Origin of the sequence: Bacillus sp. OxB-1 (genome assembly GCF_000829195.1) — a bacterium.
Lineage (GTDB): Bacteria > Bacillota > Bacilli > Bacillales_A > Planococcaceae > Sporosarcina.
Genome location: NZ_AP013294.1, coordinates 3,291,889 through 3,314,473, shown reverse-complemented (window position 1 = coordinate 3,314,473; position 22,585 = coordinate 3,291,889). Strand labels below are relative to the sequence as shown.

Sequence of the window (22,585 nt, the reverse complement as noted above, 5' to 3'; positions counted from 1 at the left end):
CCTTTCTTTTTCATGGTTTTGTCACCCAAGCAGGGAGTTTCATATCGGTAAATGTTTCAGGATGCAGCAAGTTCCCTAAATTAAATGCCCCTTCGAGAAGCCGAGGGGAAGGCCTGCAATATAAGGTTTCCTCCAGAATGTCAATCCGGTCTTGCCGGACAGCATCCATCTCTTTCCAACCGGGACGTTTCAACACTACGTCTTTCTTCACCTTTTCCGGACGCACACCGACCCAAGCAAGCAGAATGCGATCAGGATTCCGATTCAGCACATCATCCCAATCAGTTTGGACACTGGCGAGTTCCACATCGCGGAATTCATTCAACCCGCCGGCGATTGCACTGATTTCCGTCAACCAATTGATCCGGCCCGGAGTGAAGATCGGTTTCGGCCACCATTCCCAGTACAAGGACGGTCTATCTGGAACCGAAGAGGCTCGTTTTTTCATCTCGGCAATGAAGGCCAAATAGTCCTCTTTAATCTGTTCCGCCTTCTCTTCGATACCACAAGCTTTGCCGACTGCCAATAGATTATCCGCAATATCTTCTAAGCTTTGGGGATCTAACACAATATGGGGGATCTGGCGTTTCTCCAGCTCCTCCACATTCTTTTCCATGCCTGGCACACTCAGCGAAGCGATTACCAAATCAGGTTCGTAAGTTTCCAATTTGTCCATATCGATGGATAAATCGGGTCCTAGCCTCGGTAAAGAATGGACTGCCTGCGGCCAATCCGAATAGTCGTCGATGGCGACCAATTGACCTTCCAATCCAAGATAGCCGAGCACTTCTGTGTTGCTCGGACAAATTGATATCAGTTTCATCCTCTCACCTCTGCAACATTCAATTTTTTCCTGCCAGCCCATATGACGACGGGAACGAGCAGCAATGACAAGCAACCCCCTGCGATGGAAAGGGTTGCGTAACTTGTTTGGGCGGCCACCATTCCGGATAATGCCCCGCCGGAAGCGCCGGATAAAGCGATGAGCACATCAACTGAGCCTTGTGTCTTCGCCCGGGTTTCCGGATGGCTTGCATCCACGATAAGTGCCGTTCCGCTGATTAACCCAAAATTCCAACCGAGCCCAAGTAATCCTAAAGCGAGGGTGAGCAGCCAAACCGAGTCGCCGGGTGCGAAAGCGGCGACTAGTCCCGAAGCAAGAAGGGTGATTCCGGAAGCGATCGCCATCGCAGTCCGCCCCACTTTATCGACGAGTATCCCGGTCAATAGGGAAGGGAGGTACATGGCTCCGATATGGATGCCAATGACAAAGCCGACCGCACGTAAACCGTGTCCGTGGTGTCCCATATGGACGGGTGTCATCGTCATGATTGCAACCATGACGATTTGGCTAAGAACCATGATGGTCGCGCCTACGGCAATCCCTCGTTTATTCAATATTTGCCCTTCGCCGCTCATCTTGCTTGCTGTCGGTGTTTTCATTGCCTGATCGGCTGCAATCGCTTTGGCGACGATGAATGGATCAGGCCGTAAGAAAAGGAATAAAACCAAGCCGGCCAAAATGTATGCGGCTGCGGCAAGAATGAACGGCCCGGCTAACGCAGGAATGCCGAGGTTCAGAGCGAATTTTCCCATGACATCGACAAGATTCGGTCCGGCGACGGCTCCGAACGTGGTGGAAACCATGGCGATGCTAACAGCAGTCGCTCTCTGTTTCGGGCTTGCCAAGTCGGTCCCCGCGTAGCGGGCTTGCAAGTTGGTCGCAGTCCCTGCGCCGTAGACCAAGAGGGAAATCATCAAGATGATGATGTTGTTCGAAATCGCAGCAAGAATGACGCCGATCGCGCCGAGTCCCCCTGCAAAAAAACCGCCTGCCAGCCCATGACGACGGCCGAAGCGTTGCGAAAGCCTTCCGATGACAAAGGCGGCTCCCGCTGAACCAAGGGTAAACATCGCGACAGGCACCCCGGCAAAACTATCTGTTCCCAACATGTCTTGGGCAAGAAGGGCACCGACTGTAATCCCGGCCGCCAATCCGGCCCCGCCGAATATTTGGGAAAGGACGACGATGAATAACGTCCTTCGGTAAAGCTGTTGCTGCTTTTCTGGAAAACCTAGATAGCTCTCCGGATTCCTCGAAGGTTTTGACGCCATTGACGAAGCCACCTTTCTAGAAACGAAAGTTAATGAGATCATTTGAATTATATCATCTTTTAAGCGCGAAACGCAGAAGACTTGGAATCTTTTAAGTGGCTAGGAGATGCTAGGGGCATTTTGCTAGAGAAACAATGGGGGCTAGAAAGTGGATGTTCCGTGCAAGGAAACCATGCCGGGGTGCAAGGAAACGGGGAGTGGGTGCAAGCAACTCGTGTTGGGGAGCAAGCACCCCTAGCGTGAGTGCAAGCAACTCGTGTCGGGGAGCAAGCAGCCCCAGCGTGAGTGCAAGCAACTTTGGAAGTGCAAGGAAACCATGCCGGGGTGCAAGGAAACGGGGAATGTGCGCAAGCAACTCGTGTCGGGGAGCAAGCACCCCCAGCGTGAGTGCAAGCAACTTTGCAAATGCAAGAAAATAATAGCGTGTGCAACCCAATCCTAATTGAGTGCAATCGAACCGGGAGCGAGTGCAATCAAATCGCCTTAACGTTCCCCGAACAAGAAAGGAGCCCCACATCGGGACTCTCATGCTTCTTTTTTAGCAGCTGACCTTTTACGCGGGGCGGGTTTTTTCTTTTTCGTTTTATCCAAAGACGCCTGCAATGCCGCCATGAGATCCGTAACATTGGAAGGGGCGGCTGGCTGTTTCTCGGTTGCTGCGACGGTGGTGTTGCCAGCTTTCTTTTCCTCAATCAATTCCATGAGCGCCGTCCGATATTCGTCCGTATATTTCGTAGGCTCGAAAGCGGTTGTCAGCTGGTCGACTAACAAGAGTGCTGTGTCCAATTCTTTCTGAACAACCGTATCGCCGCTTGGCAGATTCGGTACATCCTGCACATCCCGGACCTCATCGGGAAAATGGATCGTTTCCATCAACAACGCATTTTTGTATACCCGGACAACGGCCAGTTGCTCCTTGGAACGGATGATGATTTTGGCGACCCCGATTTTTCCTGAATCCTCCAATGTCTTCCGTAGCAAAGAATACGCTTTCCCGCCTCCGCTGTCAGGAGCGATGAAGTAGCTCCGTTCGAAATAAATCGGGTCGATTTCCTCCAGCTTGACGAAATCGATTATTTCCACGGCTTTGTCCTCATTTTCCTTCTTCAATTTCTCCAAATCCTCTTCATCCAAAACGACAAACTTGTTTTTCGCGTATTCGTACGCTTTCACGATCTCTTCATTTTTGATTTCTTTATCACAAACAGGGCACACTTTCTGATAACTGATGGGAGAATGGCATTCCTTATGCAGCTGGCGTAATTTGATGTCATTGTCTTGAGTTGCTGCATGGAGCTTGATCGGGATATTGACCAACCCGAAACTGATGCTTCCTTTCCACACGGTATGCAAAACCTTCACCCGCTTTCCTTTTTTATTAGTATGGAAGTTCTCTGTATTCCTATGTATAAGAAAGATGCGCAATCAAAAGCTAATCAAAAACAGGGGCTGAAAAAATGAAACCGATGCTACTGACGACGTCCGAAACGATCCCTGCCGGAAAGGGTTGGACATATGAAGCTAAATATGACGGATTTCGCTGCATCCTTGTCTGGGAACCAAATGGTATCATGCTTTTTAGCAGAACCGGGAAAGTTCTAAATGAAAAGTTTCCGGAAGTAGTGGACTACTGCAAGCAAATCCAGGAACGGCTGGTCGCCCATCTTCCATTGACGTTAGACGGTGAACTCGTCCACTTGATCAATCCGTTCAAAAGCGAGTTCTCCACCGTGCAAGCAAGAGGACGAATGCGAAACGAACAGGTCATTCAGCAGCATAGGAAGGACTTCCCTTGTCATTACATGGTGTTCGATTTAGTGAAATATAAAGGGGAAGATCTAACAGGGCTTCCGTTGCAAAAACGGAAGACGAAACTGAGAAAGCTGTTCGGCAAAATCCCATCCAGCGAATCGAGTCAACTTCAAGCGGTTGAATCGTTCAAGGATCCGAAGGAAGTATGGGAACGGATCATCGAGAACTTGGGAGAAGGGATTGTCGCCAAACGTAAATCGAGTACATGGTCCAATGAAAAACGCTCACCCCATTGGGTGAAGGTGAAAAACTGGAGACTAGTCAACGTCATCATCACTCAATACGATAAAATGAACGGCTATTTCACAGGTGCGGTCCATCGAGACGGGGAATTGGTGAATGTGGTCACTTTCCTTCATGGACTATCAGAAGAAGAGACGGACACTTTGCGGAAACTTTTTCATGAAAATGGACATCGCACGTCAGAAACGGTGTGGGAGCTGGCTCCGTCCGTTTGTGCCACAATCGCCTGCATCAGTTTTGATGGAAGGCATTTGCGGGAACCGAGGTTTCACAGTTTTGATTTTGAAATCGAGCCGGGTCAAATTCAATGGAAACTTATGCTTCGCCAATTGTCCCCGCTTCCGCCATCCTTCCAAATGACCCATCCCGACAAACCGGTCTGGCCGGAACTCGGTCTCGTGAAAGACGACTATTTGCTTTACTTGCAACAGGCGGCTTCGTTCATGCTTCCGTTTTTAAAAAATCGGCTGCTGACCGTCATTCGATATCCGCATGGCGTACCGGGGGAACGCTTTTATCAGAAAAACGCCCCCGATTACACGCCGGAATTCATTCAAACCGAATGGGAAGAGGATATCCGATATATCGTTTGCCAGGATGGCAAGTCACTGCTTTGGCTTGGCAATCAACTGGCTCTCGAATACCATATCCCGTTTCGGACGATCGATACGGAGTGCCCGACAGAAATCGTCTTCGACTTGGATCCGCCTTCTGTTCAGGAGTTCAGCTTGGCGGTTGAAGCGGCGCTCCGGATGAAAGCGATTTTCGACCGGTTCCAGCTCACATCATTCGTCAAGACATCCGGCGGAAAAGGGTTGCAGCTGTATGTTCCACTGCCCTATAATCGATTCTCGTATGAGGAGACGAGGGTGTTCACGAAATTTGTCTGCGATTTTTTATGTGAGCAGGAGCCCGCCTGGTTCACGACGGAGAGAATGAAAAAGAAGCGTGGAAATAAATTATATTTGGACTATGTCCAGCATCAGGAAGGCAAGACGATCGTGGCGCCGTACTCGCCGCGAGGCAATGAGCAGGGGCTTGTTGCAACGCCGCTCCGCTGGGAAGAAGTGACATCTTCTCTCAGACCGGAGCAATTTCCGATCCCTGTCGTGTTGGAACGGATGAAGACCATCGGTAACCCGTTTCGGAATTTCCGTCCAGTCGGGGAGGCTCAGCCTTTCGACGCGGTATTGAACGAACTTACTTCGCTGCTGGGACGTCCATGAATAGAAGTAGAGGGGGATTTCATTGAAGAAACTGTTGAAGATACTAATCGTATTTGTCATCCTGGTCATTGCAATCGGCTGGGGGGTCTACTATTTCGGAACGAAACTCATCGCCGACCAAGTGATGGACCAAGTGACAGTCGAACTTGAAAATAGCGGTCAATTGGAGGTGATCAAGCAAGAAGTGCAGAATGATCCACAATTGAAAGCGATGTTGGATGAGGGGAAGGACGCAGAGAACGCGAAGTTGCCATTTCACACAAAAGAAGAAGCCGTCCGAGTCCTGCTGAAAAAGTTCGACCTGGCAGAAATCCAAGAACTGCAATCGAAAGCGTCAACGGGCCTTACAGTGGAAGAAAAACAGGAGTTGCTGAACAAGATGGAAAGCCGGTTGACCGAGGAAGAGTTGTTGGCATTGAAGGTATTGGCGTATAAGGAACTGGCGCAGTAATGTAGCTTGAGATGAACAGGTTCAGCTTCATAGACTCCGCAAGGGATATTGATCATCTATTAGAAAAGTTATTGGAAACCACCTAAAGTGCTTTCTTCTTGTGCTTTGGACAATCTTGCTATGCAATCAATTGGTGTATCGAAAAATGTTGTAGCAGATGAATAAGAAAAACCCCAGGACGTTGATCTTACTCAACGTTTCTGGGGTTTTAAAAATTAACGGCTGTAGAACTCAACGATCAACGCTTCGTTGATTTCGGAAGGAAGTTCGCTGCGCTCAGGAAGACGAACGAATTGGCCGACTTTTGTATCTTTGTTGAATGTTACATAGTCCGGCACGTAGCTGTTCACTTCAAGTGCTTCATTGACGACATCAAGGTTTTGGGATTTCTCGCGAAGAGAGATCTCTTGGCCTGGTTTTACGCTGTATGATGGGATGTCCACGCGTTTGCCATCGACCATGACGTGGCCGTGGTTAACGAGCTGACGAGCAGCACGACGAGTGCGTGCAAGGCCCATGCGGTATACTACGTTGTCAAGGCGAGTTTCAAGAAGGATCATGAAGTTCTCACCGTGTTTACCAGGCATTTTGCCTGCTTTGTTGAAGATCGTTTTGAACTGGCGCTCGTTTACGCCGAACATGAAACGAAGTTTTTGTTTCTCTTGTAATTGCAATCCGTATTCGGAAAGTTTTTTACGTTGGTTAGGACCGTGTTGTCCTGGTGCGTAAGGGCGTTTCTCAATTTCTTTACCTGTACCGCTTAGTGAAATACCAAGACGACGGGACAGTTTCCAAGATGGACCTGTATAACGAGCCATGAATGACTCCTCCTCTGTTTTTGGTTTTATTTTGTAAAATAAGAACCAGATATGTTCATTCCAAATGCCATTCTATCATCTTGCATCTTCGCCTTTGCAGCCAAAAGGTTACGCGATGCACCTTCAACCGAGGAATAGACTGGACAACTTGGAGCACATAACTGCTGCAACTATTTTACACAAAGAACATCATAACAATATTATGGCAAAGAGTCAACCAATGTATCGAATTGGGAAGTGAGCACTTCTGGCTAGAATTCTTGCTCGCCAATATGGTTCAAATGTATTATAATAATAGAATATAATCTAAACTGATGTAATTAACAGGGATCGTTAAACAGGTAGGGGTGAATACGCGCATGAACCATCAATTGACTATGCTTACCATCAAAAGTGAATTATTCGATTTATGGACGGAAGAATCGGAAGCGCATTCTTATGGCACGTGGTTCGCATCGCTAAAACAGATTCTCGACCGCCATTTCCGTATAAAGGCTTCTCAATTTTTCATCTATGATAATGAAAGCCTCATCCCGCTCAATGGAACCGATTCGGACAGAAGTATCAATTTGTCCATCCCGATGGAATCGAATCGGGAAAAACGAAATGTCTCTGATAACGATATATTAGCAAAACTTCAAGGCAAAGGTTTCGAATTTGCTGATGAGTATATTCTATTCCGCAATCGGGAAGGTGAGCCGATTGGCCTGCTTCTGTTCAAGGCGACAAACCGGCTTCGTGCTTTCGCTGCCTCTCCTTATTGGAACGAATTGGAGAAGTCGGTCCTCCGGCTAATCCACAATGTAAGAAGAACTTATCTCCTTGAAACAAAAGGAGAAAGTTACCGGCAATTGTTCAATGTCACGGAACTGTTCAATGCAACGATGGAGAGCCGGGTCATCCTCGATGGGATCATCCAGGCGGTATCCGACTCGTTTCCTGACTTCGAAGTCGATCTGCTGCTGTCCCACGAGCGGAAAGAGTTGAGTCAGGCCTATCAATTATTCGACCATATGAATGAAAGACCCTCCGCGTTGGATGCTTTTCTTTCCGGGGAGTTGACAATCGAGCATGCGCACGACCTGACCAAAACATTGGTCAATGCGCCGATCAAAGGCAGACAGGGTATTTACGGAGTTCTGCAAGTGAAGGCACCGATTGAATACGACTTTACGGGCATGCAGAAAGACTTTGTCCGGGTGGTGGCCAACACGGCCGGGAACGCCTTGGAAAATGCGAGTCTTTATGACCAATCGCATCGTCTCATCGCAGATCTGCAACTTGTGAATGAAACATCCAAAAAATTAAATGAAAATTTAAAATTCGGCGAAATGGTACTTTTCCTGAAAGGGCAGTTGATTCGGGCATTCCAACCGAGTGAACTGGCATTTGTCTTTAAGGAAGCCGGAGGACGGTTTTCCGTTTCGGAAATGAGCACCGCCTATTTCCGGGAGGTTAGCAGCAGGAAATATATCGATTATGCCCTATGTCAATTTGACAGCGGAAAAAGAGAAGTGTTCGATGCTAATTTTGAGGTCTGCGTGGGGGAAGAGGTCCCATACAAGTCATTTATCGCGATTCCGATTCTGAACCAGGAGGAAATGCTCGGATTTGTTGTTCTTGTGCATAAGGAGAGATATTATTTTCCTTTCGACAGTTTCAAATTGATGCGCTCTTTGATCGGCCATTCATCTCTCGCATTTTCAAACTCGATGTTGCGCGACCAATTGCAGGAGCTGGTTGACAAGGACAACCTCACGAAGTTATACACCCGCAGTTATTTGGATAACGTCATCGAGCGATCGATGGCCGAAGAGGCACAAGGTGTATTCCTCATGATTGACGTGGATAATTTCAAAAAGGTCAATGATACGTTCGGCCATGCTATTGGGGATAAGGTGTTGCGTAACATTTCCAGGACGATTCTTTCTGAAGTCGGGGACAGTGGATTTGCCGCGAGATGGGGTGGAGAAGAGATGGCCATTTATTTGCCTTCGAGGAGTATGGCGGATGGAAAGGCTCTATCGGAACAGCTTCTCCTGCTCATTCCGAAATACACGGAGCCGAGTGTGACCATTTCCATCGGCATGCGGGATTGGAGCCGGGAAAGCCGGCCCACCTTCCAGCAGCTCTTCCAAGAGGCGGATGAGGCGTTGTATAAAGCGAAACATAATGGGAAAAACCAAGTTGTCATCCATCAGGCGGCCTCCACGAAATCATAATGTGGAAGCCGCCTCTTTTCCTTCGTGCATAAAATAGAGTAAACTACTTGTAAGCGCATCCAACACAGCATAAGAAAGGATGAATTGAAATGAAAGATCACCCGCTTCACAAAGACACTGTCGTCATCCATGAAGGATATGAGGATCAGGAGCATTACGGCAGCCTTGCCGTTCCACTCTACCAGACTTCCACCTATTCTTTTGAAAATGCGGCGCAGGGGGCAAGCCGTTTCTCGGGCAATGAGGAGGGGTATATTTATTCCCGTTTAGGTAATCCGACAGTCCGTGTGCTCGAAGAACGGATGGCGGCAATCGAGGACGGCGCAGCCGCCTTGGCATTCGGATCGGGCATGGCTGCCGTGAGCACCATACTCACCCATGTCACCAAGGCAGGGGATCATGTGCTTTGCTCCCGGGGGATTTACGGATGCACGTTTGGCCTATTGAAAATCATGGAAGATAAATACAAAATTACGCATGATTTGATCCGGATGGACAATGAAGAGGAAATTGAAAAATTCATTCGCCCGGAAACAGTTTGCATCTATTTGGAAACCCCCATCAATCCGACGATGGAGTTGGTCAATTTGGAAGCGGTCGTCAATGTCGGCAAAAAACACGGCTTGCGAATCATCGTCGACAATACGTTCACTTCACCCTACTTGCAAAACCCCCTATCATCAGGTGCTGACTTCGTACTTCACAGTGCCACGAAATATATAAACGGCCATGGAGACGTCGTGGGAGGACTGCTTGTTGGAAAAGAGAAAGAAGAGATTGCCAGAATTCGTGGCACGATCCAAAAGGACTACGGCGGCATCATGTCCCCATTTGACGCTTGGCTGTTGATCCGTGGATTGAAGACGCTGCCGATCCGGATGGAACGCCATTCGAACAATGCGGAGAAACTGATCGCCTATTTGAAAAATGAAAAACATGTCGAAGAGATTTACTATCCTTTCGACAAAGACAATCCACAATTCGACATCGCCAAGCGGCAAATGCGGGCAGGGGGTGGTCTAATTTCATTTACGGTGAAAGGAGGCATGAAGGCCGCCCAGCGCTTCATGGATCATCTGCAACTTATCAAGATTGCGGTCAGTTTAGGAGATGCCGAAACGCTGATCCAGCATCCCGCCACGATGACGCATTCCGGTGTACCGGCTGAAGACCGGCTTGAAATGGGGATCACCGATTCGCTGCTCCGGCTCTCCGTCGGGCTAGAGCATCCGGATGATCTGATCCGGGACATGAAAACCGCATTCATGGCGTTGGACTGAGTGAAAAAACCGCCTCGGCAGCCGATGACAGGCATGCCGAGGCAGTTTTTTCTCGCACACTATACTTGCAGGTGGCCAACAAGCGTCCGGACGAATTGTTCCAATCCCTTCCGGTCCTCTTCCGTAAAACGGTCCACTTCCGGACTATCGACGTCCAGCACTCCCAATAGCTCTCCTTCTTTCAACAAAGGAACGACGATTTCGGAACGGGACGCCGCATCGCAAGCGATATGGCCGGGGAACGCATGGACGTCCGGAACGAGAATCGTTTCCTCCTGCATCGCCGCTGTCCCGCAAACCCCTTTTCCGAACGGGATCCGCACGCAAGCGGGGAGCCCTTGAAATGGACCGAGCACAAGCTCATCTCCATTCCACAAATAGAAGCCGACCCAGTTGATCCGGTCGAGAAATTGGTTGAGCAAAGCGGAGGCATTGCTTAAATTCGCATACCGATCGCTTTCACCGGTCAACAGGGCATCCAATTGCTTCGCAAGTTGTTCATATCCGACGTTCAAATCGGTGGAATAGCTGTTAGGGACAAACATGGAAATGACCTCCCAGTCAAAAAAATGATTCAATTCGATTATACGTAGAATGCGAAAAAATGACGAAAAAAAAGATTTTTCGATACGAAACATTCATTTTCGCAACCAAAAGTCTTTAAACATGGTACGATATAGGATAATATCATGTTACAGTGACACGGGATAGGGGGACCACGATGAGATACGTCATCATTCCAATTATAGTTCTCATTATTATGACAGTCATCGCCTTTCTATTTAGGCGTAAACATATATCTGAAATTGAAAAACTTGAAAATGAAAAGTTGCAGATCCAACACAAACCGATCCTTGAAGAAATGACCAAGGTCAAGCAGCTGAATATGACGGGGGAAACGGAAGAGAAATTCGAGCGCTGGCGAAATGAATGGACCGACGTGATGGATGTCCATATGCCGAAGATCGATTCTCTGTTATTCGACGTGGAGGACATGGTCGACCGCTTCCGTTTCCGTAAAGCAACCGAGACAGAAAAGGTAATCCAGGATAAAATCCGCTATTGCGATAAGAAAATGAATGAAATCCTGCACGAGCTTAACGAATTGGTCGGCAGCGAAGAGAAGAACCGCATTGAAATCGAGCAATTGAAGGAGCAGCACCGGGCTGCCCGGAAAACGGTCCTTGCCCATCAGCATTCGTTCGGCATGACCGCGAATCCGCTGGAAAAGGAGTTGGAGTCCTTCAACCCGAAATTTTCGGAATACGATGAATTGACGGCGCATGGAAATTACTTGCAGGCGAGGGAGATTGTCATTTCATTGACAGAGAAAGGGAACCGTCTTTTTGGCCTGATTCATGATACCCCGGCCTTGCTGTCCGATTTGCAAAATAAAATACCCTCTTCCATCCGGGAATTGCGGAACGGATCAAGGGAAATGGAAGAGCAAGGCTATTATTTACAACATCTAGAACTGAATAAGCAGTTGGATCAGATCGAGCAGGAAATTGAAGGGCTGCTGAAGAAAATGGCCGATCTCGAAATCGAGGCTGTTCAGGAGCAGGCCCATGATATCAATGATCGTATCGAATCCTTCTACGATGCGCTTGAAAATGAAGTGAACGCAAAGCGCTACGTCGATGTGAATTTCGATGCGTTGGCTGAATTGCTGAGCAGCGTCACGACATTGACGAAGGACACATCAAACGAAGCGGCCTACGTGCAACAAAGCTATCGTCTGGATGAAAAAGAGGCGCATATCCCACAGACGAGCCTTAAAAAACTCGAGCAACTCGAAAATCGTTTTGGACTCCTGTATGAACGGGTGGAAGGAGGCGGCTCGGCTTACTCCAGTCTCCAACAGGAAATGCAGGACATCACGAATGAACTGGAGCAAATTTCCGAGGAACAGGAAGTATTTGCAAACCGGCTGAAAAACCTGCGCATTGATGAGTTGAATGTCCGGACGCAACTGGAAGAATTGAATCGCAGATTGCAGAATACCGAGCGCAAGCTGCAAAAAGGGAACATACCGGGTATTCCGGATGAGATGGAAGCGAGACTGGAAGAAGCGGATGAACATTTGTATGTCGTTTCGCAAAGCTTGCAGGAAACCCCTCTCAATATGAGTTTGGTCCATACATATTTGGGGGATGCCGAAAAGGCTGTGGCGGATGTTACGGAAAGGGTCGAAGAACTGCTGGAAAATGTCATGTTGATTGAATGGATCATCCAGTACGGCAACCGATACCGGGCTACTCATCCTGAAACTCATCATCGCCTTCTTGATGCGGAAGAGTCATTCAGGCAATTCCGTTACAACAAAGCGTTGGAAGAAGCAGCCACTGCGGTGGAAGATGTGGAACCGGGCGCCATGAAGAAAATTGAAGAACTTGTGAAAGAGCAAGTATAAGAATCCGTATTACATCACCCATAAAGTAATGAGCTCATACAGCCACCGGTGCACTCGCGCCGGTGGCTGTATCATGCGTAGTAAAGGAAGATTTGAATGATTTATTTTGATAATAGCGCTACAACACAACCGGATGAGCAAATTCTCGACTCGTTCGTCGAAGCGAATCGACGCTTTTTTGCGAACCCCGCCTCTCTTCATTCAGTAGGAAAAGAGGCTGAAAAACTGCTCGAGCGTTCCCGCCGACAGATTTTATCAATCCTTGGACATCCTGAAGGGGAACTGATTTTTACGTCAGGCGGTACGGAAGCAAATAATTTGGCCGTCATCGGCTTTGCCCATGCACTTCGCCATCGGGGAAATCACTTGATCACGACGGTGGTGGAGCACCCATCCATTTTGCAGGCGTTCGCCTATTTGGAAGAGCAAGGATTCGACGTCGATTACTTATCAGTCAATCGGGAAGGTGTCATCTCCATAGGCGAGCTGAAGGCGAAACTGCGAAAAGATACAATACTCGTCAGCATCATGCACGTGAACAATGAAATCGGATCGGTGCAGCCGATTGAGAAGTGCGCGAAAATCATCCATTCGGATTCCCGTGCCGTCTTCCATTCCGACACCGTCCAAAGTTTCGGCAAGCTTCCGGTTTCGTTGCAAGGAGACAGTCCGGATATCATTACAATTTCCGGCCATAAAATACATGGTTTGAAAGGAACTGGCTTGCTGGCAATGAAAAAAGGGCTGAGACCACAACCGATCTTACTCGGTGGAGGGCAAGAGGGCGGATTGCGGAGCGGCACGGTCTCCGTACCGAATGCAGTGGCACTCGCGAAGGCGATTCGGCTGACGGAAACCGGAGATGGTGAGGAAAGATTCAGGGATTGGAGAAATCGGCTTATAGCCTTTTGCAGCCAATTTGAAAATGTGATGGTGCTGGCTCCCGAACAGGGCGCACCGCATATTATCTCCCTTTCATTCCATTCCATTAAAGGGGAAGTTGCCGTAAATTTCTTCCAGGAAAATGGCGTCATCGTCTCCACCTCCAGTGCATGTTCGTCGAAAAGCAAGCAAGCGAGCCATGTCATCGAAGCAATCCAATTGCCGGAAAAATGGAAGTCCGGTGTAATCCGGATAAGCTTTGGCAAAAATAACAAAGAAGAAGAAATCACTCATCTTGAGCAAACGCTAGTTCGTTTTATAGAGCTATTAAAAAGGGGACAAGAGTAATGCATTGGACCGAAGTATTGATCCGTTACGGGGAAATTTCGTTAAAAGGACGGAACCGGAAAAAATTTGTAGATCGACTGCGCCGGAATATGAAACAAGCATTCAGAGAGCTCACCACTGTCAAAATTAAGGCGGAGCGCGACCGGATGTTCCTGACATCAGATAATGAGACCGAATTGAAGCAGGCAATGGAAAAACTGCCATCCATTTTCGGTATCCATTCCTTCAGCCCGATTGCAAAATGCGAAGCTGATTTGGAAGCAATTAAAGAAAAAGCGGTTCAAATCATCGGGGATGACGAAACCGAGGGAAAAACATTCAAGGTGGAAATCAAACGGACGGATAAAAGCTTTCCGCTTGTGACCGGGGAGTTGCAACAGGCAATCGGAGCTCATGTTTTGACACGTTTTCCCGGCCTTATCGTTAAAATGAAAAAACCGGAAATCCTTTTACATGTGGAAATCCGGGAAGAAGGCGCATTTTTGACATCCAAAGTGTATAAAGGTGCAGGCGGGATGCCGGTTGGTTCAAACGGTCATTCCCTTCTCATGTTATCCGGAGGTATTGACAGCCCGGTTGCCGGCTATCTGATGATGAAGCGGGGCGTGTCACTCGATGCCATCCATTTTGCCAGCCCGCCATTCACGAGCGATCAGGCACAGGAAAAAGTGTTGGATTTGGCGGAACGGCTCAGCTCCTTCGGGGCCGCTGTCCGGGTACATGTCATACCGTTCACCGAAATCCAACAAACGATAGCGGCTCAAGTTCCAAACAATGTATCCATGACGACGACTCGCCGGCTCATGCTGCGCATTGCGGATCTTGTCCGGGCGGAAGAAAATGCGCTCGCTATCGTGACTGGCGAGAGCCTCGGACAAGTGGCTAGCCAGACGTTGGAAAGCTTGACCGCCATCAATGAAGTGACATCCACTCCGATTTTACGGCCGCTCATTTCGACTGATAAGCTCGATATCATCAAGATTGCGGAAGAGATCGGAACATACGAAATTTCCATCAGGCCTTATGAGGACTGCTGTACGATATTTTCACCATCGAATCCGAAAACGAAACCGAAATTGGAGAAAGTCGTCTACTATGAAGGATTCACCGATTTTGAGCCGATGATTCAAGAAGCGGTACGCAATCGGGTCACTTATGAAACGCTTCGATCGGCAACTGATGAATTTGACGATTTACTATAAATCGAACCCTTCGCTGTTCGAAAACTTATGCCTTAATTTCTGCAAAGGCGCAGAAATACGGCAAATCGACCCCTTCGCTGGTCGATTCGCTGGTCGAAAACTTATGCCTTAATTTCTGCAAAGAGCGCAGAAATACGGCAAATCGAACCCTTCGCTGTTCGAAAACTTATGCCTTAATTTCTGCAAAGGGCGCAGAAATACGGCAAATCGAACCCTTCGCTGTTCGATTGGAAGTGAAAGCATAAATTTCCACTGACTCCTCCTGCATGATTTTTTCGAAGTCGACCATTCTATTGTCACAAGGAGGTGACAGACGATGCCAAACAACAACAGCGGAAACTCGAACCAACTTCTTGTACCTGGCGTACAACAAGCGCTTGACCAAATGAAGAACGAAATCGCAGCAGAATTCGGAGTAAACCTTGGACCTGATTCAACATCGCGTGCCAACGGATCCGTAGGCGGAGAAATTACAAAGCGATTAGTTCGACAGGCTCAACAGCAAATGAGCGGTTACCAACAATAAGCATGTTAGAAAAGCCGTCCCGAAATTTTCGGGGCGGTTTTTCGTTTGTACAAAGATAATTCTATTCAGTTTGCCCTAATTTATTTTTAAAAAACAATACTTCTTGCGAAATGAAAAATTATTTTGAATTGTAGCGTGAATTTTTGTATAATTAGGGTGATATGAAAAGGGGGAGTTGTGATGAAGCGGGAAGAATTGCTAGCACCGGAGCAATATAATCTGGCGAGCGAGTTTGAAAAATACGCGACGGGGGACGGCAGAAAGGCACTCATCTATGTGGATGCACAGGGGGAAAAGAAAGAGGTTACATACGATGAATTGATGGCCTTGGCGAACAAGACTGCAAACGTTTTCACTTCGAATGGACTAGGGAAAGGGGATGTTGTCCTAGTCATGGTGCCCCGTGTCATTGAGGCTTATGTTACGTACATCGGAGCATTGAAAGCGGGTATAGTAGTCATTCCTAGTTCCGAAATGCTACGCGCGTCGGATATCGAATACCGGCTTGCACATAGTAATGCGAAAGCCATCGTTGCGTTTGACGCATTTTCCGATCAGTTCAATGATGTTAAAAACATGGGAGATGTGAAATTATTTTTGATCGGCAAAGCCGGAGAAGGCCAAATTTCATTGACGGAGCAGATGGAATCAGCATCTCCTGATTTTGAAGCACCGGAAATCAAAAGTTCAGATATGGCTTTTTTATCTTATACGTCTGGAACGACAGGCAAGCCGAAAGGGGTTGTCCATACGCATGGCTGGGGATATGCGCATTTAAAGACAGCCGGACCGAATTGGCTAGGCATCCAGGAAGGGGACGTCGTCTGGGCAACTGCCGCTCCAGGTTGGCAAAAATGGATCTGGTCGCCTTTCTTATCCGTCTTGGGAAGCGGGGCGACAGGCTTTATCTATAATGCCAAGTTTGACGCAGTCAAATACTTGGAAATGATCGGCAAATACCAAGTGAATGTTATTTGCTGCACACCGACGGAATATCGTTTCATCGCCAAGGAAGAGAGTTTGGCGAATTATGACCTTTCATCCCTTCGCAGTGCGGTTTCCGCGGGAGAGCCATTGAATCGTGAAGTCATCGACACATTCGATAAACTCTTCTCCCTGCAAGTACGGGATGGCTATGGACAAACAGAGAACACCTTGTTAGTCGGAACGATGATCGGCATGGAAGCACGGCCCGGTTCAATGGGGAAACCGACACCTGGCAATCGTGTAGAGATCATCAACGAAAACGGGGAGCCGGCGGCGGTTGGAGAAGTCGGGGATATCGCCGTCCATATTTCAACTCCGGCTTTGTTTAAAGAGTATTTGAATGATCCGGAACGGACGAAAATGCAGTTCCGCGGTGAATATTACGTCACGGGGGACCAAGCGAAAAAAGACGAAGATGGATACTTCTGGTTTGAAGGGCGCGGCGATGATATCATCATCAGCTCCGGCTACACGATTGGGCCTTTCGAAGTCGAGGATGCGCTTACGAAACATCCGGCCGTCCGTGAATGTGCCGTCGTCGGCAGTCCTGATGAAGTTCGGGGGAGTGTAGTCAAAGCGTTTATCGTCCTTCGCGATCCGGAACAGGAAAAGGCGGAAGGCATTGTGGAGGAGCTTCAGGAACACGTGAAGCAATTGACAGCGCCATACAAATATCCACGGAAAGTCGAGTTCGTTTCTGAACTTCCGAAAACCAGTTCAGGTAAGATCATGCGTGTGGAATTACGGAAAAGGGAACAGCAATAAGGGGAGAAAGCCGCCATTCCGGATTTTCATCTGGGAAGGCGGTTTTTATCTCTTGTTTTGAACCGCAGGATCTCTCTTCGAATCGATGTCGGAAAGCGACTAGTGCCAATATCAAGTCTTTACGCTTTAGCATGGTGGGTATATACTTTGGTACAAGCATCTTAATTAGTAGAAAGGGGCGTCGTTATGCAGAGAGAGAAAAACGGTGTCCTCTGGGGGATTGGCGCTTATGTCATCTGGGGATTCATGCCTGTTTATTGGAAAACTTTGCAGCATGTCAGCAGTTTTGAAATTTTAATTACCCGAATCATCTGGGCGTTTATCTTCACGGTTCTGCTTGTCGTCCTCATGAAAAATGGGAAACTCCTCATTCATGATATGAAAACACTTTGGCAATCCAAAAAGGATTTTTGGTACCTTTGTTTGGCTTCAGCGCTTATTTCGGGGAATTGGTTCCTCTACATATGGGCAGTGAATCACGGACATATCGTCCAAACCAGCTTGGGGTATTATATTAATCCCCTTGTCTCCGTCCTATTGGGAATTTTCTTCCTGAAGGAAAAATTGTCGCGTGTTCAGCAGCTCGCATTTGCTTTGGCGACGGTCGGAGTGATTATTTTAACGTTCTCCTACGGACATATTCCCTGGTTGTCTTTTGGCCTCGCCTTTTCTTTTGCGGTCTATGGTCTTTTGAAAAAGCAGATCCGATTGGATGCCGTCCGGGGATTGGCCATCGAAACATTGTTCATCCTGCCTTTCGCTTTGCTCGCGTTAGTATGGTTGACAATTACCGGCCCGACGGCTTTCCTCCAGATTGATGTCAGGACGGACATCCTATTGATTTTGACGGGGGTCGCAACCGGACTTCCACTCATCATGTTTGCCAAGGGAGCGCAGACGATGCCACTTAACCTGGTCGGCTTTTTGCAATACATCGCCCCGACCCTCATGTTGATCATCGGGGTCGGCCTATACGGGGAGAAATTTGAAGCGATCGACTTGCTTTCGTTTTCCTTCATCTGGGCAGCCTTGCTCCTATTCATGACTTCGAAGATTACAGAAATCATCCAACAGAAAAAAGCAGCCTCCCATTAGTAACGGGTTCGGAACATGTGGAGAAAACATGAAATAACATACTAATTAGGGACGCAATTCGCATATGAATTGGTGTCCCTGTTTTTGTAGTTATATCAACGATACGACTTAAAATTCTGGTGAATTGGCACAGCTGTTAGCATGGTAACTCACACCATCGCATAAAATTATGTGCCATTGCGAATTACAGTGCTATATAAGTTGAAATAAATAACTTCTTCTAACCGTTGATTTCCGTTCCGAGCGGACGCTTTCCGCGGGCACGGCTTCAGCCTCCTCGTCACTGCGTTCCTGCGGGGTCTTCAGCTCGCGCTGTTCCCGCTGGAGTCGCCGCTCTGCACTCCAATCAACTAAGTTAATAGGTAATATAATAAATTCAACTTATATAATTGTACTGATAAAACACCTGTTAATTTGTTAAAAAATAGTTGTTAAAATAGTTTTGAAATAGTTAAACTAATTAAAGGAAAGAGAGTTCTTTTACGGTAGAATAGATTATAGTTAAAGTATTCATTCAACAAACGAGCTAGATTGTTGAAAGCATTATTTAGTCACTGGAGAAAAACTTATGAAAAAGTCTTTTGGGCTATTCATCATCCTTTTCACATTATTACTCGCCTCTTGTGGGGGGGGATCAACCGCCTCGTCGTTTGTTGTGATTGAAAAAGGTCAGTCGAACAACAACAAAGAATATTGGATCAAGGGATACAACCCGAGCATGCCGAACAAAGAAGAAACGTTCAAGATAATGATAAAAGAGAAGATGGTTTGGAACCTTATCGAAGAAGAGGTGGATTATTTCGTCACGTATTCAAACAAAGGAAACAATCCTCGTGTGTTAGAAAACATTCAGCGTTAAAGGCTGGAAAAGGATAATGTTTAATGCAATCCTCTTCCACAATCGGACGCGATTGTTAAGTAAGGCATATTGAAATAACAACAATAAAATGCGAAAAGTAAAAACGCACCTAAGATGAAGTGCGTTTTTTAATGCTGTTTATACTGTTACTTAAGGTGCGAAACGTATGCTGATAAGGGTGATAATTGAGGTGCGTTTTGGCATTTTATCCCCATCAACCGAACTCGTTATCCCATTAGGCTGCTTTTTTCGTTCTTTATAAATAAATCCGTGCTACTTTTTCCCAGAATGAGTTGTCTTTCAACTTGACTGTTTTGATCTTTTTGTCGCTTAGCCTGATTTCCACATCTTCCACCCTTCGGATGCCCAGCGCTTCATTGTCCGCCGCCATGGAAGGGAAGTCGTTCCCGTCTTGGTGGACCCGCAGCTTCAATTTCCGTGCCCCGCTCAAGATGAAGGGCGATCCGAGCGTCCGGAAGGAATTCGTATTGACGGAGGCGAGTTCCGTCACTTGGAAACAAGGCAGCATCGGGTCGACGACCGCTCCATTCACCGATTTATTGTACGCGGTGCTGCCTGTCGGAGTCGATACGATGACGCCATCCCCCAGGAAGGTTTCAAATAATGTGTCGTCGATGATGATATCCAAAGTGAACATCCGGATAATATTGGAGCGGATGCTGAATTCATTCAAACAGTAGAACGGTTGCCGTCCATCGATCGTCACTTCAATCAGCGGGTATTGTCTCACTTTCAGCTCCGCATTGCGGATCAAGTGTATCATTTCCGAAACATTGTTATAATCGAAATCACAATAAAAGCCCGGCCTAGTATCCAAGGTGATGCCGGCATACAGGCAATCTTGCCGGAAACCGGTTTTCCGGACGGCTTGCAGGAAAGTACCGTCATGTCCTAGACTGATGATGATATTGGCCTCCTCATGGGACTCCAACATTTGAAATCCTTCGTGGAGGAGCGTCTCTTGGACATTGGCTTTTTTAGCCAATGTCTCTTCATCATTTTTACAATAAATATATACATTCGACCGTTCTGCCATAAATCATTCGTCCCCTTCGGAATATGATACTCCCTATTTTAGCATGTTGTGAAACATTTGGGGGAAGTAGAACGTATAGGATGTTGTAAAGGAAAAGGAGGAATATCCATGTCAATGAAACGATGGATTGCAATCGTCATCGCGGCGGCGCTTGTTTTCGTCTCGATAGGAGTCACATCGCTGTCTTTTTTATTTACCCGAGATATTGACGGATTTGTCGAAAAGATGATGGCCAGTACATCGCAATATGGAGAATCGGTAATTGAACCTGGAGCAGGGAATGATAAAATTGCAGTCATGGCGGTTGATGGGGTCATCCAAGATCTGGGGAGTGCTTCATCCATCTTCCAGCCGGCGGGTTATAACCACGGGCTATTCATGCAGCAGTTGAACGATGTTTTGGAAAATGATTCGATTAAAGGAATCGTTTTGAAAGTCAATTCACCGGGTGGCGGAGTGATTGAATCCGCGGATATTTATGATGCGATCCGATTGATCCAAGAGGAAAGGCAGATCCCTGTTTATGTCTCCATGGGAGGGATGGCAGCATCAGGCGGGTATTACATATCAGCGCCGGCAGACAAAATCTTCGTCAACCGGGAAACGATCACCGGATCGATCGGCGTCATTATGGAGAGTGTAAATTATTCCAAGTTGGCGGAAAAATACGGTATCGCGTTTGATACGATCAAGACAGGTCCTTACAAGGATATCATGAGCGGGTCACGTGAGATGACCGATGAGGAACGGGCCATGCTGGAGGATATGATTGGTGATTCGTACGAACGGTTTGTCGATATTATCGAGGAAGGCCGCGGCATGTCCGAGGCGGAAGTGAAGAAGATTGCCGATGGACGTATCATGAATGGGCGCCAAGCGATCGAAGCCGGATTGGCCGATGAATTCGGAAAAGCGGGGGATGTCATTTCAGCCATGAAGGAAGACCATGATTTGAAAGATGCCACCGTCTTTGAATACGCGGCAAAGGACAGTTGGCTGTCGCTTTACGGCGTGAAGGCGCGAAATCTCTTCGGCGGCAACGTGGAATCCGAGTTGATCGGCAAATTATTGTCCGACTACAATGCACCGCGAATGATGTATCTATACGGTGAAAGATAAGGAGGATGGATGATGACGGAATTTCAAGATTTTCGACCGTTGGAACCCGATGAGAGCCAGTTGTCGGATAAAACGGCAGATTCTATCGAAACGGGTCGATTCCATCTGAAGTACGCCGGTTTCTGGACTAGATTTTGGGCGTATGTCATCGATTTGCTCGTAGTTTCTGCCATCAGCGGCATTCTGTTGAAGCCGGCCTTCCATCTGTCGGGCATGGCAATTTCAAATCCGCCCTTCTTTCTGTTCAGCCCATACAAACTTACGACATTGGCCGTGTTCCTGCTGTATTTCGCGTTGATGACCAAGTTGTTCCGGCAAACGATCGGGAAAATGATTTTAGGCATCCGTGTGGATACGAAGGACGGACGGCCTCTTGACTGGGGGACGGTCTTGTTCCGTGAAGTGATCGGGAGATTCATTTCCAAGATGATCCTCATTCCTTATCTTCTCGCAGCCCTCATGCCGAAAAAAGAGGCGCTCCATGACTTGTTCGCGGATACGGTTGTCGTCCATGAGGATTCCTATGAAAAGACGGAAGAATTGCCTGTTTCGGCAGGTAGACAATAGTTGCAAGAGGTGCCCTTCATTGAGTATGATAAGACTGACAAGGAGGCGTTTATGAATGGCAAATGTTACATTTAAGAACAATCCTGTTACACTACTAGGAGAAGAAGTGAAGGTCGGGGATACGGCGCCTGATTTCACAGTTCTCGCAAATGACCTAAGTCCGGTCACTCTCGCCGATACGAACGGGAAAATCCGTTTGATCAGTGTCATTCCTTCCATTGACACGGGGGTCTGTTCAAAACAGACGCGGACGTTCAACGAAGAAGCGACTTCGCTCGGGGAAGATGTCCATGTGCTGACGATTTCAGTCGATTTGCCTTTTGCGCAAGCCAGATGGTGCGCGGCGGAAGGGATTGAAAACGTTCAAACACTATCCGATCACCGGGATCTCTCCTTCGGGAAAGCTTATGGGGTCGTCATGGAAGAACTGCGGTTACTGGCACGTTCCGTCTTTGTCATCGACAAAGACAATAAGGTGACGTATGTAGAATACGTCAGCGAGGGGACGAACCACCCGGACTATGAAAAAGCGGTAGAAGCGGTCAAACAACTAACAAAATAAGAATACTTAAAACCCACTCGGAGACGGGTGGGTTTT

20 protein-coding genes are annotated in these 22,585 nt (G+C 47.6%); 14 read left to right on the top strand and 6 right to left on the bottom strand.

All coding sequences use genetic code 11. The features are described from left to right. Positions 1-10: 10 nt before the first annotated feature. The 3 genes from OXB_RS16460 to ku all read right to left on the bottom strand — a co-directional run bounded on the left by OXB_RS16460 (position 11) and on the right by ku (position 3,468). Complete coding sequence (locus tag OXB_RS16460; RefSeq protein WP_041075610.1) at positions 11-823, bottom strand: cobalamin-binding protein; 813 nt, start codon at positions 821-823, stop codon at positions 11-13. Beyond that, the gene (locus OXB_RS16455; RefSeq protein WP_041075608.1) at positions 820-2,115 is read right to left on the bottom strand and encodes an MFS transporter; all 1,296 of its coding nucleotides are present in this window, start codon (positions 2,113-2,115) and stop codon (positions 820-822) included. Before OXB_RS16455 ends, OXB_RS16460 begins: the two co-directional genes overlap by 4 nt. Positions 2,116-2,640: 525 nt before the next feature. Then, on the bottom strand, positions 2,641-3,468 hold the full coding sequence (ku, locus tag OXB_RS16450; RefSeq protein WP_041077020.1) for a non-homologous end joining protein Ku: 828 nt from the start codon (positions 3,466-3,468) through the stop codon (positions 2,641-2,643). 104 nt (positions 3,469-3,572) lie between these two features. Between ku and OXB_RS16445 the strand changes: the two genes are divergently transcribed. Together OXB_RS16445 and OXB_RS16440 are read left to right on the top strand one after the other, a co-directional pair. Further along, positions 3,573-5,396 (top strand): DNA ligase D, encoded by a 1,824-nt coding sequence (locus OXB_RS16445; RefSeq protein WP_041075606.1) that lies wholly within the window; start codon positions 3,573-3,575, stop codon positions 5,394-5,396. 22 nt (positions 5,397-5,418) lie between these two features. Then, a complete protein-coding gene (locus OXB_RS16440; RefSeq protein ID WP_041075603.1) occupies positions 5,419-5,847 on the top strand; it encodes a hypothetical protein in 429 nt (142 codons plus the stop codon). A 215-nt stretch (positions 5,848-6,062) separates the two neighbouring features. Here OXB_RS16440 and rpsD read toward each other — a convergent pair whose 3' ends face one another. After that, the gene (rpsD, locus tag OXB_RS16435; RefSeq protein ID WP_041075601.1) at positions 6,063-6,665 is read right to left on the bottom strand and encodes a 30S ribosomal protein S4; all 603 of its coding nucleotides are present in this window, start codon (positions 6,663-6,665) and stop codon (positions 6,063-6,065) included. A 359-nt stretch (positions 6,666-7,024) separates the two neighbouring features. On the opposite strand from rpsD, the gene OXB_RS16430 reads away from it, so the two are divergent. Both OXB_RS16430 and megL read left to right on the top strand, forming a co-directional pair. Then, positions 7,025-8,887, top strand: coding sequence for a sensor domain-containing diguanylate cyclase (locus OXB_RS16430; RefSeq protein WP_052484118.1), 1,863 nt, complete (start codon positions 7,025-7,027; stop codon positions 8,885-8,887). A gap of 89 nt (positions 8,888-8,976) precedes the next feature. Further along, positions 8,977-10,167, top strand: coding sequence for a methionine gamma-lyase (gene megL, locus OXB_RS16425; protein ID WP_041075599.1), 1,191 nt, complete (start codon positions 8,977-8,979; stop codon positions 10,165-10,167). A gap of 59 nt (positions 10,168-10,226) precedes the next feature. Here the strand turns inward: megL and OXB_RS16420 are convergent, their stop codons facing one another. Further along, positions 10,227-10,712 (bottom strand): GAF domain-containing protein, encoded by a 486-nt coding sequence (locus OXB_RS16420; RefSeq protein ID WP_041075597.1) that lies wholly within the window; start codon positions 10,710-10,712, stop codon positions 10,227-10,229. Positions 10,713-10,888: 176 nt separating this feature from the next. On the opposite strand from OXB_RS16420, the gene ezrA reads away from it, so the two are divergent. The 7 genes from ezrA (at position 10,889) to OXB_RS16385 (ending at position 19,244) form a co-directional block, all read left to right on the top strand. Further along, complete coding sequence (gene ezrA, locus OXB_RS16415; protein WP_041075595.1) at positions 10,889-12,580, top strand: septation ring formation regulator EzrA; 1,692 nt, start codon at positions 10,889-10,891, stop codon at positions 12,578-12,580. Positions 12,581-12,676: 96 nt separating this feature from the next. Then, positions 12,677-13,810, top strand: a complete 1,134-nt coding sequence (locus OXB_RS16410; RefSeq protein ID WP_041075593.1) for a cysteine desulfurase family protein — start codon at positions 12,677-12,679, stop codon at positions 13,808-13,810. Next, positions 13,810-15,012: a tRNA uracil 4-sulfurtransferase ThiI gene (thiI, locus tag OXB_RS16405; RefSeq protein WP_041075590.1), complete on the top strand. Its 1,203-nt coding sequence runs from the start codon at positions 13,810-13,812 to the stop codon at positions 15,010-15,012. The genes OXB_RS16410 and thiI overlap by 1 nt, the downstream gene beginning before the upstream one ends. 316 nt (positions 15,013-15,328) lie before the next feature. Continuing rightward, the gene (locus OXB_RS16400; RefSeq protein ID WP_041075588.1) at positions 15,329-15,538 is read left to right on the top strand and encodes an alpha/beta-type small acid-soluble spore protein; all 210 of its coding nucleotides are present in this window, start codon (positions 15,329-15,331) and stop codon (positions 15,536-15,538) included. A gap of 180 nt (positions 15,539-15,718) precedes the next feature. Continuing rightward, the gene (gene mbcS / locus OXB_RS16395; RefSeq protein WP_041075586.1) at positions 15,719-17,290 is read left to right on the top strand and encodes an acyl-CoA synthetase MbcS; all 1,572 of its coding nucleotides are present in this window, start codon (positions 15,719-15,721) and stop codon (positions 17,288-17,290) included. 186 nt (positions 17,291-17,476) lie between these two features. Continuing rightward, positions 17,477-18,385: an EamA family transporter RarD gene (gene rarD / locus OXB_RS16390; RefSeq protein ID WP_041075584.1), complete on the top strand. Its 909-nt coding sequence runs from the start codon at positions 17,477-17,479 to the stop codon at positions 18,383-18,385. A gap of 568 nt (positions 18,386-18,953) precedes the next feature. Next, on the top strand, positions 18,954-19,244 hold the full coding sequence (locus OXB_RS16385) for a hypothetical protein (protein ID WP_041075582.1): 291 nt from the start codon (positions 18,954-18,956) through the stop codon (positions 19,242-19,244). Positions 19,245-19,500: 256 nt separating this feature from the next. Here the strand turns inward: OXB_RS16385 and OXB_RS16380 are convergent, their stop codons facing one another. Then, complete coding sequence (locus tag OXB_RS16380; protein WP_041075580.1) at positions 19,501-20,301, bottom strand: NAD kinase; 801 nt, start codon at positions 20,299-20,301, stop codon at positions 19,501-19,503. A 108-nt stretch (positions 20,302-20,409) separates the two neighbouring features. Here OXB_RS16380 and sppA point away from each other — a divergent pair, with 108 nt between their 5' ends. The 3 genes from sppA to tpx are packed head-to-tail and all read left to right on the top strand — an operon-like array spanning position 20,410 to position 22,549. Next, on the top strand, positions 20,410-21,420 hold the full coding sequence (sppA, locus tag OXB_RS16375; protein WP_041075578.1) for a signal peptide peptidase SppA: 1,011 nt from the start codon (positions 20,410-20,412) through the stop codon (positions 21,418-21,420). Positions 21,421-21,432: 12 nt separating this feature from the next. After that, positions 21,433-21,987: an RDD family protein gene (locus OXB_RS16370; RefSeq protein WP_052484117.1), complete on the top strand. Its 555-nt coding sequence runs from the start codon at positions 21,433-21,435 to the stop codon at positions 21,985-21,987. A gap of 55 nt (positions 21,988-22,042) precedes the next feature. Continuing rightward, on the top strand, positions 22,043-22,549 hold the full coding sequence (gene tpx / locus OXB_RS16365) for a thiol peroxidase (protein ID WP_041075576.1): 507 nt from the start codon (positions 22,043-22,045) through the stop codon (positions 22,547-22,549). Positions 22,550-22,585 lie beyond the last annotated feature (36 nt).

Coding starts and splice junctions, on each gene's coding strand:
- OXB_RS16460 (WP_041075610.1), bottom strand. CDS start 823: ATGAAACTGATATCAATTTGTCCGAGCAACACAGAAGTGCTCGGCTAT.
- ezrA (WP_041075595.1), top strand. CDS start 10,889: ATGAGATACGTCATCATTCCAATTATAGTTCTCATTATTATGACAGTC.
- megL (WP_041075599.1), top strand. CDS start 8,977: ATGAAAGATCACCCGCTTCACAAAGACACTGTCGTCATCCATGAAGGA.
- OXB_RS16385 (WP_041075582.1), top strand. CDS start 18,954: ATGAAAAAGTCTTTTGGGCTATTCATCATCCTTTTCACATTATTACTC.
- OXB_RS16400 (WP_041075588.1), top strand. CDS start 15,329: ATGCCAAACAACAACAGCGGAAACTCGAACCAACTTCTTGTACCTGGC.
- OXB_RS16380 (WP_041075580.1), bottom strand. CDS start 20,301: ATGGCAGAACGGTCGAATGTATATATTTATTGTAAAAATGATGAAGAG.
- OXB_RS16410 (WP_041075593.1), top strand. CDS start 12,677: ATGATTTATTTTGATAATAGCGCTACAACACAACCGGATGAGCAAATT.
- sppA (WP_041075578.1), top strand. CDS start 20,410: ATGTCAATGAAACGATGGATTGCAATCGTCATCGCGGCGGCGCTTGTT.
- mbcS (WP_041075586.1), top strand. CDS start 15,719: ATGAAGCGGGAAGAATTGCTAGCACCGGAGCAATATAATCTGGCGAGC.
- OXB_RS16445 (WP_041075606.1), top strand. CDS start 3,573: ATGAAACCGATGCTACTGACGACGTCCGAAACGATCCCTGCCGGAAAG.
- OXB_RS16370 (WP_052484117.1), top strand. CDS start 21,433: ATGACGGAATTTCAAGATTTTCGACCGTTGGAACCCGATGAGAGCCAG.
- OXB_RS16420 (WP_041075597.1), bottom strand. CDS start 10,712: ATGTTTGTCCCTAACAGCTATTCCACCGATTTGAACGTCGGATATGAA.
- rarD (WP_041075584.1), top strand. CDS start 17,477: ATGCAGAGAGAGAAAAACGGTGTCCTCTGGGGGATTGGCGCTTATGTC.
- rpsD (WP_041075601.1), bottom strand. CDS start 6,665: ATGGCTCGTTATACAGGTCCATCTTGGAAACTGTCCCGTCGTCTTGGT.
- OXB_RS16455 (WP_041075608.1), bottom strand. CDS start 2,115: ATGGCGTCAAAACCTTCGAGGAATCCGGAGAGCTATCTAGGTTTTCCA.
- thiI (WP_041075590.1), top strand. CDS start 13,810: ATGCATTGGACCGAAGTATTGATCCGTTACGGGGAAATTTCGTTAAAA.
- OXB_RS16430 (WP_052484118.1), top strand. CDS start 7,025: ATGAACCATCAATTGACTATGCTTACCATCAAAAGTGAATTATTCGAT.
- tpx (WP_041075576.1), top strand. CDS start 22,043: ATGGCAAATGTTACATTTAAGAACAATCCTGTTACACTACTAGGAGAA.